Source organism: Pseudomonas sp. H3_E04, assembly GCF_054668915.1.
This window is the reverse complement of the sequence record NZ_CP162797.1, coordinates 3,158,916-3,175,387: the sequence shown is the minus strand read 5'-3', so window position 1 is coordinate 3,175,387 and position 16,472 is coordinate 3,158,916. Positions and strand designations below refer to the sequence as shown.

Here is a 16,472-nt window from a genome sequence, read left to right as displayed (position 1 = left end):
CATGCGATTGAAAGGTGGGAGCGAGCCTGCTCGCGAAGGCGTCGGCACATTCAACATCAATGGTGTCTGTCACACCGCTTTCGCGAGCAAGCCCGCTCCCACAAAAGCGCGCATTTCAACGGTTGAAATGTGGGAGCGGGCATATCAGTTCTTTGTGAGATTGGGTTACTTCTTCGCGACAATCACCGCCCGCATCGGCGCCGGCAGCCCTTCGATCGTTTTGCTGTGATCCGCCGGATCAAGGAAATCGCTCAGCGACTGATACTTCATCCATTCGGTGCCGCGCTGTTCCTCAACCGTCGTGGTGCTGACATCCACGCAGCGAATATCGGTGAACCCGGCCCGTCGCAGCCACAATTCCAGCGCCGGTACTGACGGCAAGAACCACACGTTGCGCATCTGCGCGTAGCGATCTTCCGGCACCAGCACCTGATGCTTGTCGCCTTCGACCACCAGGGTTTCCAGCACCAGTTCGCCGCCCTTGACCAGGCAATCCTTCAGCGCCAGCAAATGCTCGATCGGCGAGCGGCGGTGGTAGAACACGCCCATGGAAAACACCGTGTCGAAGCCTTCCAGATTCGGCGGCAGGTCTTCGAACGGGAACGGCAGGTGCCAGGCATTCGGCTCTGACAGATAACGCTGCACCGCCTGGAACTGGCAGAAGAACAGCCAGTTCGGGTCGACGCCGATCACGCTGTCGGCACCGGCGCCGAGCATGCGCCACATGTAGTAGCCGTTGCCGCAGCCGACATCGAGAATGCGTTTGCCCTTCAGGTCCAGGTGTGGGGAGACGCGCGACCACTTCCAGTCCGAGCGCCATTCGGTGTCGACATGCACACCAAACAGATCGAAAGGCCCTTTGCGCCACGGCGACAGTCCCATCAGCGCGGTGCGCATCTGTGCGCGAGTGTCGTCGTCGCAATCGGTGTCGAGTGTCAGGCCATTGAGCAAATCGACTTCGCTCGGCTGAATCTTCGGCAACGCATCCAGCGCACTTTGCCAGCGCTCCAGATCGCCGTGGCCTTTCTCCATTTTCTTGTCGAGTTGCGCTTGCAGGGTGTTGGCCCATTCGGCCAGCGGTGTACCGGCCAGACGGCGGGCGAGGGGGGACAGATCAATCATGGCAAGGCAATCAACGAGGCAAAGTTAAGACACTGGAACCACGGCACGACTTTCGAGAAGCCGGCGGCCAGCAGGCGTTCGCGGTGTTCTTCGAGGCTGTCGGGCTTCATGACGTTTTCGATGGCGCTGCGCTTCTGGGCGATTTCCAGTTCGCTGTAGCCGTTGGCGCGTTTGAACGCCACGTGCAGATCGGTGAGCAGCGCATGCTCTTCGGCATCGTTGAAGCGCAGCTTCTCCGAGAGAATCAGCGCGCCGCCGGGCATCAACGATTGGCGAATGCGCGAGAGCAACGCGGTGCGCTGGTCCGGGGCGATGAATTGCAGGGTGAAGTTCAGCGCCACTACCGAGGCAGGTTGGAAATCGAGGGCGAGAATGTCGCCTTCGATGACTTCGACGGGCAGCAATTCCTGAAACATCGAATCCTGACCGTTGAGGTACTCGCGGCAACGCTCGACCATCGCCGCCGAGTTATCCACAGCGATGACCCGGCAACCGTCGGTGCGCACGTGGCGGCGCAGTGCTTGAGTCACGGCACCCAGTGACGAGCCGAGATCGTAAAGCACGCTGTTGGGCTGAGCGAATTGCGCGGCGAGCACGCCGAGGTTTTCGACGATGGTCGGATAACCCGGCACCGAGCGCTTGATCATGTCCGGGAACACCCGCACCACGTCTTCGTTGAAGGCGAAGTCAGGCACTTGGGCCAAAGGCTGGGCGAATAGGCGATCGGGTTCTTTGCTCACGGCGGTTTCCGGCGGTGTCGATGGAAAAGGCCGGCATTTTAGCCAAAGTGGCGCGGGGATGCTTGGGTTGTCTGATAAAGCACCGAACCGGGTGTAATTCTCGCCGTCCGGGATATGGCTTTTGCGAGCTCGCTCCCGCAGGGGATCATGGTGATCTGTGGGAGCGAGCCTGCTCGCGAAGAAGCCAGCGCGGTTTGCCGCAGTCAGTTCACGGAAATCGCGCAGTCAAAGGTTTCCACAGGCAGCACTTCCGGTGCCCACGGTTGTTGCGAGGTCAGGCGCAAACGCCCGGTGCCGGCTGCGAAGGCCTGGAAGCGCCAGGTCGAAACCCCCGCTGCGCCCACCACGCCTGCATCTTCCGGGTTGCTGTAAACCTCGGGGCTGAGCGCACGCAATACGCCGCCAGCGGAATCCTGAATCGCCCAGCGGTAGCCGGTGGTCGGGTTGCTTGGCAGGCTGATGATCAGGTTTTGCCCGGTGGTGAGCCGCACGGGGCATTCGCTTTGTTTTTCCACGGTCACGTTGTGTTTCGGTTGCGTGGCGCAAGCGGCCAGCAAGGAAAGGGCGAGGGGGAGAAACAGGCGAGTGGGGGACATGGGTCAGCAGCTCCGGCGGTTACGACGAACGGCGAGCATAACTGAAGATGAGACGAAGTGTGACGTTCGGGAAATTGGCATCGCCAGAGTTGCCGCCTTCGCGAGCAGGCTCGCTCCCACAGTGATAAGCGGTGTCGACAGTTTTTGTATTCACCGCATCACCCTGTGGGAGCGAGCCTGCTCGCGAAAGCGATATAGCAGGCACTACATGATTGTCAGAAGAGCACCTTCGCCACATCCGCAAACCGCTTGGCAAAGTGCACGGTAATCCCTTCCTTCAGGTAGTCCGGCAATTCCTCGAAGTTACCCCGGTTCGGCTCCGGCAGAATCAACTCGAAAATCTTCTGCCGGCGCGCTGCGATCACCTTCTCGCGCACGCCGCCGATCGGCAGTACATGCCCGGTCAGCGTCAACTCGCCCGTCATCGCCACGCCTTTTTTCGGCGGTTGATTGCGTGCGAGGGAGAGCAGAGCGCTGGCCATGGTCACGCCCGCGCTCGGGCCGTCCTTCGGGGTCGCGCCTTCCGGTACGTGCAGGTGGACGAAGGCTTCGTCGAAGAACTTCGCGTCACCGCCAAATTGCTTGAGGTGCGAGCTGACGTAGCTGTAGGCGATCTCTGCCGATTCCTTCATCACATCACCCAGTTGCCCGGTGAGTTTGAACCCACGGTTGAGTGTGTGAATCCGCGTGGCTTCGATCGGCAAGGTCGCGCCACCCATGCTGGTCCACGCCAAGCCGGTGATGACCCCGGTGCCGGACAGCACTTGTTCGTTGCGGAACACCGGATGGCCGAGCGAGGCTTCGAGGTCTTTCGGCCCGAGTTTGATCACCGCTTTCGGGTCGTCGATCAGCTTCATCACCGCTTTGCGCACCAATTTGCCCATTTGCTTTTCCAGCTGACGCACGCCGGCTTCACGGGCGTAACCGTCGATCAAGGCTTTGAGTGCGGTGTCGCTGATGCTCAGGCTGCCTTTGGACACGCCGGCCTTTTCCAGCAGTTTCGGCCACAGGTGACGCTTGGCGATGGCGACTTTTTCTTCAGTGATGTAGCCGGACAGGCGAATCACTTCCATACGGTCGAGTAGCGGGCCGGGGATCGAGTCGAGGGTGTTGGCGGTGCAGACGAACAGGACCTTCGACAGATCCATGCGCAGATCGAGGTAGTGGTCGAGGAATTCGACGTTCTGCTCAGGATCGAGGGTTTCCAGCAACGCCGAAGCCGGGTCGCCCTGGTAGCTCTGGCCCATTTTGTCGATCTCGTCGAGCATGATCACCGGGTTCATCACCTCGACGTCTTTCAACGCCTGCACCAGTTTGCCCGGCTGCGCGCCGATGTAAGTGCGGCGGTGGCCCTTGATTTCGGCTTCGTCGCGCATGCCGCCGAGGCTGAAGCGGTAGAACGGCCGCCCGAGGGATTCGGCGATGGATTTGCCGACGCTGGTTTTACCCACGCCCGGCGGGCCGACCAGCAGCACGATCGAACCGCTGATCTCGCCTTTGTAGGCACCCACTGCGAGGAATTCGAGGATGCGATCCTTGATGTCGTCCAGACCCGCGTGGTGCTTGTCGAGGACTTTGCGTGCGTGCTTGAGGTCGAGTTTGTCCTCGCCGTAAACGCCCCACGGCACCGAAGTTGCCCAGTCCAGATAATTGCGGGTGACCGCGTATTCCGGCGAGCCGGTTTCGAGGATCGACAGTTTGTGGGTTTCTTCTTCGAGGCGTTTCTGCACCTGCGCCGGCAGGGTTTTGCCTTCGAGGCGCTGCTGGAATTGCTCGAGGTCGGCGCTGCGGTCGTCCTTGGTCAGGCCAAGTTCCTGCTGGATCACCTTGAGCTGTTCCTTGAGGAAAAACTCGCGCTGATGCTCGCCGATCTTGCGGTTGACTTCGGCGGAAATCTCTTTCTGCAGGCGCGCGACTTCGACTTCCTTGCGCAGCATCGGCAGGACTTTTTCCATGCGCTTGAGCATTGGCACGCAGTCGAGCACTTCTTGCAGCTCGGGGCCGGTGGCCGAGGTCAGGGCGGCGGCGAAGTCGGTCAGCGGCGACGGATCGTTGGGGCTGAAGCGGTTGAGGTAGTTCTTCAGCTCTTCGCTGTACAGCGGATTGAGCGGCAGCAGTTCCTTGATCGCGTTGATCAGGGCCATGCCGTAAGCCTTGACCTCGTCGGTCGGCTCGGTCGGCTGGTGCGGGTATTCGACTTCGACCAGATACGGTGGGCGGTGGTGCTTGAGCCAGGTCTTGATGCGCACACGGCTCAGACCTTGGGCGACGAACTGCAGTTTGCCGTTCTCGCGGCTGGCGTGGTGAACCTTGACCAGCGTGCCGTATTCGGGGAGGGCGCCGGTGTCGAAGTGGCGCGGGTCTTCCTGGGGCGTGTCCATGAAGAACAGGGCCAGGGAATGGTGTTCGGATTTGCTGACCAGTTCGAGGGTCTCGGCCCACGGTTCTTCGTTGACGATGACCGGCAGGACCTGGGCCGGGAAGAACGGGCGGTTGTGGATCGGGATGATGTAGACCTTGTCCGGCAGGTTTTGCCCGGGCAGCGCCAGGCCGGTGCCGGAGGAGGTGTGTTCGATGTGGTCGGTTTCGTAATCGTCGTGGTTGTCCGGGCGATCTTGCTGGTCGGTCATGGGGCACCTGCGCAATGGGGTATGGGTCTTAGATGGGGCAGGGGTGAGGTGGTTTCAATGGGGCGGGGGTGTTTCTGCTTGTGTGTTCAGGGTTATGACAGGGTTTTTCTTAAGACTTGGCGGCCTTTGCACCGACCATGTCGTTGGGTTTTTTGGGGGGGCTATCTGTTGGAGCGGAGCTTGCGCTCATCCTGTTGAGTGGTGAAGTGCGGGTTTTGATTTGTTTCAGAACTTGAGCTCGGCTCGGTATTTCACGTCGGCGTGCGTCTTCCGTCAGTTACCTCCATATGACGCAAAGGCAGACGCACGATTATCCCGATGACTGAGATCCCGACCTGCTTGCTAGATAGGGTAAGTCAGCTCTTGAAGAAAAAAGTATCCGTTACCGGTGAGCTCACGCGTTTCATCACCGTGGACTGCCGTGGCGGAGATTTGCAAATTATCGAGGGAGTATAAGTACAGGCCGCTATTGAGTTTGCTTACGGCAACGCTGGAAGAGGATGTCACTTCATAGTCATAAGGCTGAATACCTCGTTCGGTCACGACATATTCAAAGTAGCCAGCGATTGAAGGGGCCAGCAGCTCGCGAAGCGAGAGGGAGAGGGAGCGTCTGTTCGAAGAACCGTGGTTATCTTCGAAAGAAAAATCGTAACCGCCCAGTGCGCTGGGAGACGCAGAAATGCTGGTCGACAGGAAGCTGGTCAGAGTGACCGACGTGCCGCCAATGGTGCCTTTTACATCAACGTTAAGCGTACCGTTTACCCAAATTGCTGGAGAAGCCTTTGCATTCGTCATGGGTGTTTCCTGTGCCTGATTAATTTGGAACAGGAAGACTGAGCCAGAAGTTAAAACCTGGAAACTGTCATCTCTGACAGGTTTTTATACTTGTTCGCGATGAGGCTTCTTGGTCGGAGTTATATAGGATGTGTAGGTCTGATCAAGGCAGGCTTGCTCGCGAAAGCGCAGTGTCAGTCACTCCAACTGCCGAATGCGCTGACCCCTTCGCGAGCAAGCTCGCTCCCACAGGTTTTCCATTGCTTGCCAAATTGCGTTCACAAAAAAGGCGATGTCCCTTGCAGAACATCGCCTTTTCTTTACCTGTCGCTAACGCTTACTCAGACAGTTTGTAAGCAATCACATAGTCACCTTGCTTGGTGCCCAGCGAGCCGTGACCGCCGGCGACGACGAGCACATATTGCTTGCCGTCCTTGCCGGTGTACGTCATCGGAGTGGTTTGCGCGCCGGCTGGCAGGCGGCCTTCCCACAGTTGCTTGCCGTTTTTCACGTCGTAGGCGCGCAGGTACTGGTCGAGGGTGCCGCTCAGGAAGGCCACGCCACCGGCGGTGGTGAAGGTGCCGCCCAGGCTCGGTACGCCCATGCTCAGCGGGATCGGAACCGGCGAGCTGTCGCGCACGGTGCCGTTTTTGTGCATCCAGATGGTTTTGCTGGTGGTCAGGTCGACCGCCGCCACATAACCCCACGCTGGCGCCTGGCAAGGCAGGCCCATCGGCGACAGCAGCGCTTCGAGGATCACCCCGTATGGCGCGCCCTTGTTAGGCTGCACGCCTTCGGTTTCGCTCTTGCGACCCGGGCCGCCGGCAACTTCTGCAGCCGGTACCAGTTTCGAACGGAACGCCATGTAGCTCGGGTTGACAAAGGCGATCTGGCGCACCGGGTCGACCGAGATGCCGCCCCAGTCGAACACGCCGAAGTTGCCTGGATACACGATCGATCCTTGCAGCGACGGCGGGGTGAACGGGCCGTCATAACGCAGGGATTTGAAGTCGATCCGGCAGAGCATCTGGTCGAATGGCGTCACACCCCACATGTCGCGCTCTTTGAGGGGCGGCGGCATGAAGTTGAGGTCGGATTTCGGTTGGGTCGGCGAAGTGTGGTCGCCTTCCACCGCGCCTTGTGGCACCGGGATTTCGTTGATCGGCACGATGGCTTTGCCGGTGCTGCGATCCAGCACGTAGATGCTGCCCTGCTTGGTCGACGCCAGTACCGCTGGCTTGACGCCGTCAGCGGTTTTGATGTCCATCACGGTCGGTTGACCGCCGACGTCCATATCCCACAGGTCATGGTGGGTGAACTGGAAGTTCCAGCGCACTTTACCGGTGGCGATGTCCAGCGCAGTCAGGCCAGCTGCGTGCAGTTCCGATTCAGGCGTACGCATGCCACCGAACTGGTCCGGGGTCTGGTTGCCCATCGGCAGGTAGAGCATGCCGAGTTTTTCATCGACGGCAAACATCGACCACATGTTGGGCGAGTTGCGCGTATAGGTCTTGCCTTCGGCAATCGGCGCGGTGTCGTCCGGGTTGCCGCTGTCCCAGTTCCACACCAGTTTGCCGGTGTGCACGTCGAACGCACGGATCACGCCGCTAGGCTCGTCGGTGGAAACGTTGTCGGTGACGTGGCCGCCAATCACCACCAGGTCCTTGGTGACCGCAGGTGGCGAAGTGGAGTAGTAGCCGCCGGCGTTGAAACCGCCGATGTTGGCGCTCAGGTCGACCTGGCCTTTGTCGCCAAAGTCTTCGCACATTTTGCCGGTGTCGGCGTTCAGGGCGATCAGACGAGTGTCGGCGGTTGGCAGGAAGATGCGGCGCGGGCAAGCGCTGGCCGGGGCCGGGCTGGCCGAACCGGTCGGGCTCTGCTCGGAGGCATAGACCGCGTCGTCGTGATAGCTCACGCCACGGCAGGTCATGTGCGCCCAGCCTTTGAAGTTGGCCGCGTTCTGCGTGCTCAGCTTCGGATCGAAGCGCCAGATTTCCTTGCCGCTGTCCGGATCCAGCGCAATCACCTGGCTGTGCGGTGTGCACACGTAGAGCATGCCGTTGACTTTCAGCGGGGTATTTTCAGCCGTGGTTTCGCCCGGATCGTTCGGCCCCGGGATGTCGCCGGTGCGGTATGTCCAGGCCGGGACCAGCTTGCTCACGTTGGCCGGGGTGATCTGCGCCAGTGGCGAGTAACGATCACCGTGGGCGCTGCGGCCGTAGGAGTTCCAGTCACCGTCGGGCATGGCCGGGGCGGTGTTGGTCATGCCGTCGACGCTGTCGCGGTCCAGTTGGCCTTTGATTTCCCCAGGGTTGGTGAACTGACTGGCTACAGCGGTCAGGCCGGCCAGCACCACCGCTACGGTCAGCGCGCCGGTGCCCATCGGGGCAGGTCCGTTGAGCAGCAGCGGGCGACGGAACCACGGCAGCAGCATCACCAGACCGAGGGCGAACAGCATCGCCAGACGCGGCACCAGTTGCCACCAGTCCAGACCGACTTCCCACAGCGCCCAGACGGTGCTGGCAAACAGCACGATGGCGTAAAGGCCCAGCGCCGCACGACGGCGCATCAGCAGCAGAACGCCGGTCAATGCGATGCCGATACCGGCCAGCAGATAGTAAAGCGAGCCGCCGAGCATGCTCAGCTTGACTCCCCCGGCCAGCATGGCCAGGCCCATCAGTAGAAGCAGAATGCCGAGCAGGCCCGGTAGCAGACGGCCCCGACTCGAAGCACTTTCGGTGCTCATAGTGTGATTCTCCGTGACGTTTATGTAGTCCCGCGCTGTAGTCACTTTAGATGACGATTTGGCGCAGGCATGGTTCAGATAAAAACTTGTTCGGCTAATGAATTCCATGGATCCCTGTGGGAGCTGGCTTGCCAGCGATGGCGATTGCACATCCAACACTGAAATCGCCAGACAGATTGCTATCGCTGGCAAGCCAGCTCCCACAGGGCCTTGTGGCGTTTTTTAGAACGACGACTGGATCTTGATTCCGCCGATCAGGGCGTCGTCGACGTCGTTCACGCCACCGGGGTGGCGGATGTATTGCAGGTTCGGGCGTACGGTCAGCCAATTGGTCACGTGCACGCCGTAATACAGCTCGGCGCTGTACTCGGTGTCCTGCGGTGGCAGGAACGCCGGATTGTCGTAGTCGTAGATGGCGTTGGCGCGGTTAGTCATTTCGGCGTTCTTGCGATAGGCCGGGTTGACGTGGACGCGGGCCAGGGCGAAACCGATGTCGTCCTTGGCGCGGGCGTCGAACGGGCCTTTGTAGGTCAGGCCGGCCTGCACGTAGTTGTCGATGGCGTTGGTTTTCTTGTCGTGCATCGTCGCGTTGGCGAACAGGCTCAACCCCCGGCTGTTATCGCTGGCGACACTGGTAACCTGCTGCTGCAGGCCCAGCCACACACCGTGCTTGCTCGACGCGCTGCGGTAGGCTTCGCCGCTTAGCGCTGCCGGTTGGTCATTGCGATCTTTATAAACGTCAGAGGCCTTGGCGTTGCTGTAGTAATAACCGGCGCGGTATTCGCCCGGCAGGCCGTTGAGCTTCGGCGTCCATACCAGCTCAACCGGCAGGATCGCGCCCTGGGTGCCGCTGCCGCTGAGCTTGAAGCCGTTTCCGCGATCGAGGTTCGACGGGTTCTGCTCGTAAGCACCGACCTGCGCGTACAGCTCCGGCGTCAGGTGATACTTGACCCGCAGCGCCCATTGGCTGACCGGCCAGTTGTACCAGATGCCCCCGACCCAGTTGCCAACCTGCGAGCCACAGAACGCCAGGTTCTGGAAGTCGCAGGGGAAGCTGTTGAAGTCTTCGCCTTCGCCGAACCGGCCGACCTTGATGTCGAGCTTCTGATCGAAAAACTTCTGCTGGTACCACATCTGCGTCAGGCGCGTAGTCTGGCCACGGCCCCAGACTTCCTGCGCCGAAGTGAAGCCGCCAACACGCGGGTCGTTGATGCGGTCATTGCTGATGTTGTTGCCGCTGCGTTTGGTGATGGTCAGTTGGAACTCGGCGTCGTTCCAGCCAAGGATCTTCTGCAGATCCAGATGGGTGCCGAGGCCGAACTGATCGCTGTAGCGCGCGGTGCGGTCGTGGTCATAGCCGCCGTGCAGGTTGCTGCCCATTTCGCCGGTGTAATCGAGTTTGAAGTCGTAGCCTTTTTCCGCGAGTTCTGCGCGCGTGCCGTTCCAGTCACCGAGCATGTACGGTGACTCACTGTCGAAGGCTGGAGCTGCCTGGACGCAGGTGGCAAGGCCAAGGGCGGTGCAGCCGCCGAAGGTGCGCAGCGCGAGGGTAGCGCTATCTCGGAAGGAGGAAAAATCAGCCATGAATAAAGTCTTTTTTTGATGTTTTACGGGTGCAGGCCGAGCGCTTCAGATTGTCGCAGGCAGTGAAGCGTTTCAGCGGAAGGGCGGCAGGATAATGATCTGTAACAAATTGAGAAAGGGCTTTTGCAGACATGCAGCGTTTCGGATTCGGTAACAGTGCGGCAAACGGGCGCATTGTCGGGCGGCTGTCAGCCTGCGATCTTCCCGGGTTGGCCTACATTTGCAGGAAGGCCTTCCACCCGCTCAGCCCCTCGGCTAAGGTGCGCGGCTTTACGCATTTCCACTTCGCCCAAAGGCCCGGCATGAACGAACAATCCCCCGATCCGCTGCATGGCGTGACCCTCGAACAGATCCTCAATGCATTGGTCGCCCACTACGAGTGGTCGGGGCTCGCCGAGCGCATCGACATCCGTTGCTTCAAGAGCGATCCGAGCATCAAGTCGAGCCTGACCTTTCTGCGTAAGACCCCGTGGGCGCGGGAGAAGGTCGAGCGCCTGTACGTCAAGCTGATGCGCACCAAGCGACCACTCTGAGATGGACAGCGCGAGGCGGCAACGCCTGATCACTTGCCTGGCCGTTCTGGGCTGGGCCGGTCTGACGATTCAGCTGTACCTGATTCTCTTCGCACGATTGAGCATCGGCGCCAGCCTGCTGGGCGGGCTGGTGGGTTTCTTCAGTTACTTCACGATATTGACCAACACGCTGGTGGCGACGGTGCTGACCTGCGCCGTGAGTGAGCGCGAATCCGCCGCGCGGCGCTGGTTACTGCAACCGTGGGTCAGCAGTGGCATAGCCGTGAGCATCGCCGTGGTCGGTCTGGCCTACAGCATTCTGCTGCGGCATTTGTGGCATCCCGAAGGCTGGCAGTTTGTTGCCGATGAGTTGCTCCACGACGTCATGCCGCTGCTGTTTCTCGGCTATTGGTGGTGCTGCGTACCCAAAGGCACGTTGCGCCTGTGGCACTTGCCGCTATGGCTGATCTATCCGCTGGTGTATTTCATTTACGCGATGCTGCGCGGGCACCTGCTGGGTGCGTATGCATATCCGTTCATAGATGTGGCGGTGTTGGGTTATCCACAGGTGCTGGCGAATGCCGGGGGGATATTGCTGGGGTTTGTGCTGGTGGGCCTGCTGATTATCGGCCTCGACCGCAGATTGTCCGCACGAAGTTGAGATCCAATGTGGGAGCGAGCCTGCTCGCGAATGCGAAGCGTCAGTCAGCAAATCTTTCGGCTGTGCTGGCGCCTTCGCGAGCAGGCTCGCTCCCACAAGGGTGATAGGGGGCAGGAAGAGATCACTCGTCTTGCTCAGAGCCTTCCGCGCGCCAGTAGCCGACCGCTTTGATGAACTGCTCATCCAGTCCATGCTCATCGATCAGCACCCGGCGAATCTGCCGTGAGACCTTGGTTTCCGTCGCCACCCACGCATACAGATTGCCCTTTGGCACCTGCAGTTGTTTGACCGTGGTCAGCAGGTTGTCCTTGCCACCTTCGCGCAGCACCCAGATCACATTGAACGGCGCGGCGCTTTCCAGCACTTGCTGCTCGGCGCCGTTTTCCACTTCGATCACCACCAGCGCCTTGCGATTCGCCGCCAGGCCTTCGAGGCGGCGGGCGATGGCGGGGAGGGCGGTTTCGTCGCCGATCAGCAGGTAGCTATCAAAGATGTCCGGCACGATCATCGACCCGCGCGGCCCGCCAATGTGCAGGAATTGCCCCGGCTGTGCCTGCTCCGCCCAAGTCGAGGCAGGGCCATCGCCATGCAGGACGAAATCGATGTCCAGCTCCATTTTCTCCAGGTCGTAGCGACGCGGTGTGTAGTCGCGCATTTGCGGCATCGGACCGTTGTCCTTGCCGGCGCCGAGCTGCATTGTCTCCAGCGCTGCGGCCTGTTCGGCGGTCTGCGGGAACAGCAGTTTGACGTGATCGTCCGTGCCCAAGCTGATGAACCCCGCCAGTTCCGGCCCGCCAAGAGTGATGCGGCGCATGCGCGGGGTCAGGTCGGTGACGCGCAGCACTTCAAGCTTGCGCCGTTTGATTTCGTGCATCACACGGTGAATGGTTTGAGTATCGACTGCTGTCATTCGGCTTTCTCCGGGGCAGGTTGTACGGCAGGGCCGTCAACGATGGCTTTGGCGGTGTCGTTGAGCAGGTCGCGCACGCGCAGGATTTCTTCGGCGCTCCAGCGGCCGTGGTGCAACTGCAGGGCATGGCGCAGGTTGTGCACCGCTTCATGGATTTCCGCCGGACGATCATGGCCGCGCAGCGAGCGCTTGCTGACATCGATGCGCATGCGCACGCCGTCGAGCGCCACGGCCTGTTCACTTAAAGACAGACGACCGGCGTCGGTCACGCTGTAACGTTTTTTGCCGGCCTTGGCATCGCCGACGATCAGGTCGCTCTCTTCCAGAAAGGTCAGCGTCGGGTAGATCACCCCGGGACTGGGGCTGTAGGCGCCGTCGAACATGCCTTCGATCTGGCGGATAAGGTCGTAGCCGTGGCATGGCTGTTCGGCGATCAATGCCAGCAACAGCAATTTCAGATCACCGGGGGCGAACACCCGAGGGCCGCGGCCGCCGCGTTCGCGACCGGGGCGCTTCTCGAAGCCGTCGCGGCCGTCGCCATGCTCGCGGTGGGGGGAATGATGGTCTCTCATTTCACTTCTCTCTCGTCGTATTTAGATACAACTTAAGATATATCTTAAGGTTCGCGCAAGATTTTTTTCCCTGCGTGCTGCCTCGGCGGACGAGTGGTCGATCGCTGGAAAAAAACAGTGGATCGGTTTTTTTGCTGCTCGGCGGCGCGGTAACCTGGGAGTTAAAGTTATCGCTCTAGTTGCTCTTGAGTATATATTCTAATGTCACCAAAGTTGCTGATCTAAAGCGGCAAAGTTGCTGTGTGGTGTTTTCAGGATAACTGTGTGTAGGGCGCAACTTACAGCGAATAACGCAAGTATCTGTTTTTTGTTCTTTTTTCTGGCGGGGTGCGTGGTTGTTTAACTACGCGCTTGTCGGAAGTTGCCTGCTTACATTCCAGAGACAACAGCCGATGATGCCCACCGTTGAAAGTTCAAGTTGCTCCGGTGCTCGATAAGCAAAGGGTTCATGAACTTTTAATGACAACCCCCTTATATAAAGCAAACAGGTACTGAACGATGTTCAAGAAATTCGCAATCGCTGCACCACTGGCTCTTCTGGCAATGACCTCCACCGGTGCCTTCGCTGCCGGCGAAGCGTCGCACTCCATCAGCCTCGTCGCTCACGTGCCAACCAACGGCTTCTACGTGGTGCCAACCGATCCGGATCTGGTCAACAAGGACCAGGACATGAGCTACCAGCCGACCACCGGCAAGATGGCCGAAGTCAATGGTTTCTTCGACGTGCGCAACAACAACGGTTCGGTACACGCCAGCCTCGAAAGCCAGCCGAAACTGGTTGCCGGCAACACTTCGATCGACCTGCAAGTGATGCTCAACAACAAGGAACTGACCCTGACCCCGCAAATGGTCGTTGGTGAATCAGAGTCCGACGTCAACTATCGCGCACCGCTGAAAATCTCCGCCAAGGGCAGCAACTTCCAGCCGGGTGATTACACCGGTTCCGTGGCCATGATCTTTGACGCCGTGCCACCGGTGGGCGGCAACTGATCAACTGATCAGCTCAATACGCTCGCTTTTCACGAGTGGCGTCAACCGCCGGGGCAGACAGTCATGTATGCCCCGACGGACTTTCATTGTCAGTCAATCAGAGTACAAGTTCATGTTCCCGATGACACCCATCGCGGCTGCGCTTGCGCTGTTGTTGTGTGCCAGCACAGCCATGGCCGCCAGCGCCGCCGGTACGACGCCACGCAGTCTGCTGGCCCAGGCCAAAGGCTTGCCCGCGGATTTCGAGGAGCATTTCTTTGATGTGCCGCTGGCGGTGCGGGTCGAGGTCGACCAACAGCCGCTTGGCGAAGCCATGGTGGTGCTGTCGCGCGATGATCGCATCACCCTTCTCGAATTCACCGACACCAGCGAAAACCGCTTCGGTCCTCAGGAGCGGGAGAAATGGGCGAGCTTTCTCAAGCCCGGCGTGCCCCTGGGCGCATGCACGGGATCTTGCCCGGATGGTTTTCTGGCGGTGCATTACAACCTGGAAAACTCATTGGTTTCGATCGCCACGCAAGATGCCGAACGCGATGTCGAGGCCAAACGTTATTACGAGCTACCGAGCGGTGGCAGTAGCGGCCTGATGGTGCGCAATCAGCTCAACCTCAACGGTGGTCAGGACCAGGACCTCGGCGGACGCTTCGGTCTGGAGGCCAGCGCCAGCCTCGGCAACTGGAGCCAGACGCTCAATCTGCAAATGGCCCGTCTCGGCGGCCCCGACGACAAGCTTTATCACGCGGTACATGAGCTGCACACCCAGCGCGAACTGCAAGGCAGTTTCTTTCGCCTGGGCTATTTCACCCCCAATTCCGAAGGACTGACGCGCCAGCCGCGTACGTTCGGCACCAGTCCCGATACGGCGGTCGGTATCATGTACGGCAGCTCCGACAGCCTGGCAATCAACAGTCCGATGCCCAGCGTTTACCCGATCTACGTCACCGCCAACCGGCAGGGTTCGGTGGAGATCTGGCGCGACGGTTTGCTGATCAATACGCAATCGATACCGGCCGGCCTGCAGACCCTCGATACCCGCCCGCTACCCGGCGGTATCTATGAGGTGGAAGTGCGCCTGATCGAAGACGGCCAGATCACTTCGACGACTCAGGAGTTGGTGTACAAGCCCAACAACTGGCGCAACCTCGACGAACGCTGGCGCTACAACGTGTTTGCCGGCGAAGAGAGCAAATTGCTCAGCAACTGGGACACACAGTCGAGCGGCAGTCCTACCGCTGGCGCGTCCGTCAATTACCTGCTGCACCCACGGGTGATTGTCGGCGCTTCGGCACGGCAGATCCGCGAAAAACTGCAATACGGCACGTCCATCGACTGGACGCTGGCCAATCACATCACGATGTACGCCAACGTCTACAAGACTGAGGATTACGGCACCGGTCTGGATCTGCAGAGCCTCTATAACTACGGCGCCGGCAGTATCGTTGTCAGCCACAACCGCAGCTGGCTCGACACGACGTATACCTATGACACGCTCCCCGATGGCACCCGTGTGCGGCCGCGCAATGTGTTCGTCGGCCAGACCAGCAACTCCTCGCTGGCACTCAACCATCGCCTGAGCAGCAAGAGTTCGGTGAATGCGCGCCTGTCGCACAGCGAGGGCAATGTCGAAGGCATGGGCGTGGATCTGGGCTGGACCCAGCGCACCGTGCTGCTGGGCAGCGATGCCAGCTGGCGCCTGTCGCTGTTCGATCGGCCGGGCACTTTCAGCAGCGGCGATGCGCGCAATCGCGGTGTTGACCTGAGCATCAATCTGGCCCTTGGCGCACCTGGCCAGCAGCTCACCGGCAGCATTGGCTCGCGCACCGCCCGTGATGGCAAACGCGACAACAATGCCTCGCTCGGCTGGCGCAGAGACTTCAAGGACCACGTGTTGCAAAGCGTCTCGGTGACGGCGCTCACCGACACTTACGGCCTGGGCATGTCCAGCCTGACCAATTTCCGCACCGATGCGCTCAGCGGCGACGCTTTTGTCCAGCGTTCCTCCTACAACGGCAACTTCACTGGCGGGCTCAACCTCGACAGCACGCTGGTGGTGGGCGGCGAGAAGATGCTCCTGACCAGCCAGAGCGAAGTGCGCGGTGCCGGGATGATTGTCGATGTCGAGTCCGACATCGAGGACATCGTCCTGCGCGCCGACGACTTCAGCGGCGGCGGTGCTGCGTTGAAGCCGGGGCGCAATTTCATTCCGATCACGGCGTATCAGAACAGCTCTGTGAGTTTCGATTTCGAAGGCAACGCCGTGCCGGCCGCCACCATTGAGCCGGCGCGCACCCGTTATCACTTGAACAAGGGCGGCGTCGAGTACCGTCAGATCCGCGTGATGAAAACCCTGACCGTGCTCGGCCGTCTGGTTGACGGTCGCGGCCAGCCGCTCAAGGGCCATCACGTGATCAACCACGCCAGCCGTGGCGTGACCGAAGTCGACGGGTTCTTCTCGATGGAAATGAACGCCGGCTCACCGACCCTGGAAGTACGTCAGGGCAATCAGTTGCTGTGTCAGTTCCGTCTCAACGAGGCCGACCATCGCAGCGAAAACAACGTCTTGATGATCGGTGATCTGCGTTGCACGCCGGACACCTTGGCCGATGTGTCCTTGACCGAACAGAAGGCGGGTTGA

14 protein-coding genes are annotated in these 16,472 nt (G+C 60.2%); 4 read left to right on the top strand and 10 right to left on the bottom strand.

Annotated elements, in window-relative coordinates; translation table 11 throughout:
• Positions 1–165: 165 nt before the first annotated feature.
• The 8 genes from cmoB to AB4N53_RS14130 form a co-directional block, all read right to left on the bottom strand.
• Positions 166–1,122, bottom strand: a complete 957-nt coding sequence (gene cmoB, locus AB4N53_RS14165; RefSeq protein ID WP_460121235.1) for a tRNA 5-methoxyuridine(34)/uridine 5-oxyacetic acid(34) synthase CmoB — start codon at positions 1,120–1,122, stop codon at positions 166–168.
• Positions 1,119–1,862 (bottom strand): carboxy-S-adenosyl-L-methionine synthase CmoA, encoded by a 744-nt coding sequence (cmoA, locus tag AB4N53_RS14160; RefSeq protein WP_460121233.1) that lies wholly within the window; start codon positions 1,860–1,862, stop codon positions 1,119–1,121. Before cmoA ends, cmoB begins: the two co-directional genes overlap by 4 nt.
• Before the next feature lie 203 nt (positions 1,863–2,065).
• Positions 2,066–2,458 carry a protease inhibitor I42 family protein gene (locus AB4N53_RS14155; RefSeq protein ID WP_426783916.1) on the bottom strand — a complete coding sequence of 131 codons (393 nt, stop codon included), beginning with the start codon at positions 2,456–2,458 and terminating at the stop codon, positions 2,066–2,068.
• 215 nt (positions 2,459–2,673) lie between these two features.
• Entirely contained in the window at positions 2,674–5,088 is a 2,415-nt protein-coding gene (gene lon, locus AB4N53_RS14150) for an endopeptidase La (protein ID WP_460121231.1), read from the bottom strand.
• Positions 5,089–5,430: 342 nt separating this feature from the next.
• Positions 5,431–5,883 carry a hypothetical protein gene (locus AB4N53_RS14145; RefSeq protein WP_460121229.1) on the bottom strand — a complete coding sequence of 151 codons (453 nt, stop codon included), beginning with the start codon at positions 5,881–5,883 and terminating at the stop codon, positions 5,431–5,433.
• A gap of 316 nt (positions 5,884–6,199) precedes the next feature.
• Positions 6,200–8,608 carry a glucose/quinate/shikimate family membrane-bound PQQ-dependent dehydrogenase gene (locus AB4N53_RS14140; RefSeq protein WP_460121227.1) on the bottom strand — a complete coding sequence of 803 codons (2,409 nt, stop codon included), beginning with the start codon at positions 8,606–8,608 and terminating at the stop codon, positions 6,200–6,202.
• 222 nt (positions 8,609–8,830) lie between these two features.
• Entirely contained in the window at positions 8,831–10,192 is a 1,362-nt protein-coding gene (locus tag AB4N53_RS14135) for a carbohydrate porin (RefSeq protein WP_460121225.1), read from the bottom strand.
• Positions 10,185–10,325, bottom strand: a complete 141-nt coding sequence (locus tag AB4N53_RS14130; RefSeq protein ID WP_160292038.1) for a hypothetical protein — start codon at positions 10,323–10,325, stop codon at positions 10,185–10,187. Before AB4N53_RS14130 ends, AB4N53_RS14135 begins: the two co-directional genes overlap by 8 nt.
• A gap of 169 nt (positions 10,326–10,494) precedes the next feature.
• Here AB4N53_RS14130 and AB4N53_RS14125 point away from each other — a divergent pair, with 169 nt between their 5' ends.
• Positions 10,495–10,725, top strand: coding sequence for a VF530 family protein (locus AB4N53_RS14125; RefSeq protein ID WP_073473244.1), 231 nt, complete (start codon positions 10,495–10,497; stop codon positions 10,723–10,725).
• A gap of 1 nt (position 10,726) precedes the next feature.
• A complete protein-coding gene (locus tag AB4N53_RS14120; protein ID WP_460121222.1) occupies positions 10,727–11,365 on the top strand; it encodes a Pr6Pr family membrane protein in 639 nt (212 codons plus the stop codon).
• A gap of 121 nt (positions 11,366–11,486) precedes the next feature.
• Here AB4N53_RS14120 and AB4N53_RS14115 read toward each other — a convergent pair whose 3' ends face one another.
• Together AB4N53_RS14115 and AB4N53_RS14110 are read right to left on the bottom strand one after the other, a co-directional pair.
• Complete coding sequence (locus AB4N53_RS14115; RefSeq protein ID WP_460121220.1) at positions 11,487–12,275, bottom strand: siderophore-interacting protein; 789 nt, start codon at positions 12,273–12,275, stop codon at positions 11,487–11,489.
• On the bottom strand, positions 12,272–12,847 hold the full coding sequence (locus AB4N53_RS14110; protein ID WP_460121218.1) for a PadR family transcriptional regulator: 576 nt from the start codon (positions 12,845–12,847) through the stop codon (positions 12,272–12,274). Before AB4N53_RS14110 ends, AB4N53_RS14115 begins: the two co-directional genes overlap by 4 nt.
• A 498-nt stretch (positions 12,848–13,345) precedes the next feature.
• Here AB4N53_RS14110 and AB4N53_RS14105 point away from each other — a divergent pair, with 498 nt between their 5' ends.
• Positions 13,346–13,837: a CS1 type fimbrial major subunit gene (locus AB4N53_RS14105; RefSeq protein WP_460121216.1), complete on the top strand. Its 492-nt coding sequence runs from the start codon at positions 13,346–13,348 to the stop codon at positions 13,835–13,837.
• Between the two features lie 112 nt (positions 13,838–13,949).
• The gene (locus AB4N53_RS14100; RefSeq protein ID WP_460121214.1) at positions 13,950–16,472 is read left to right on the top strand and encodes a CS1-pili formation C-terminal domain-containing protein; all 2,523 of its coding nucleotides are present in this window, start codon (positions 13,950–13,952) and stop codon (positions 16,470–16,472) included.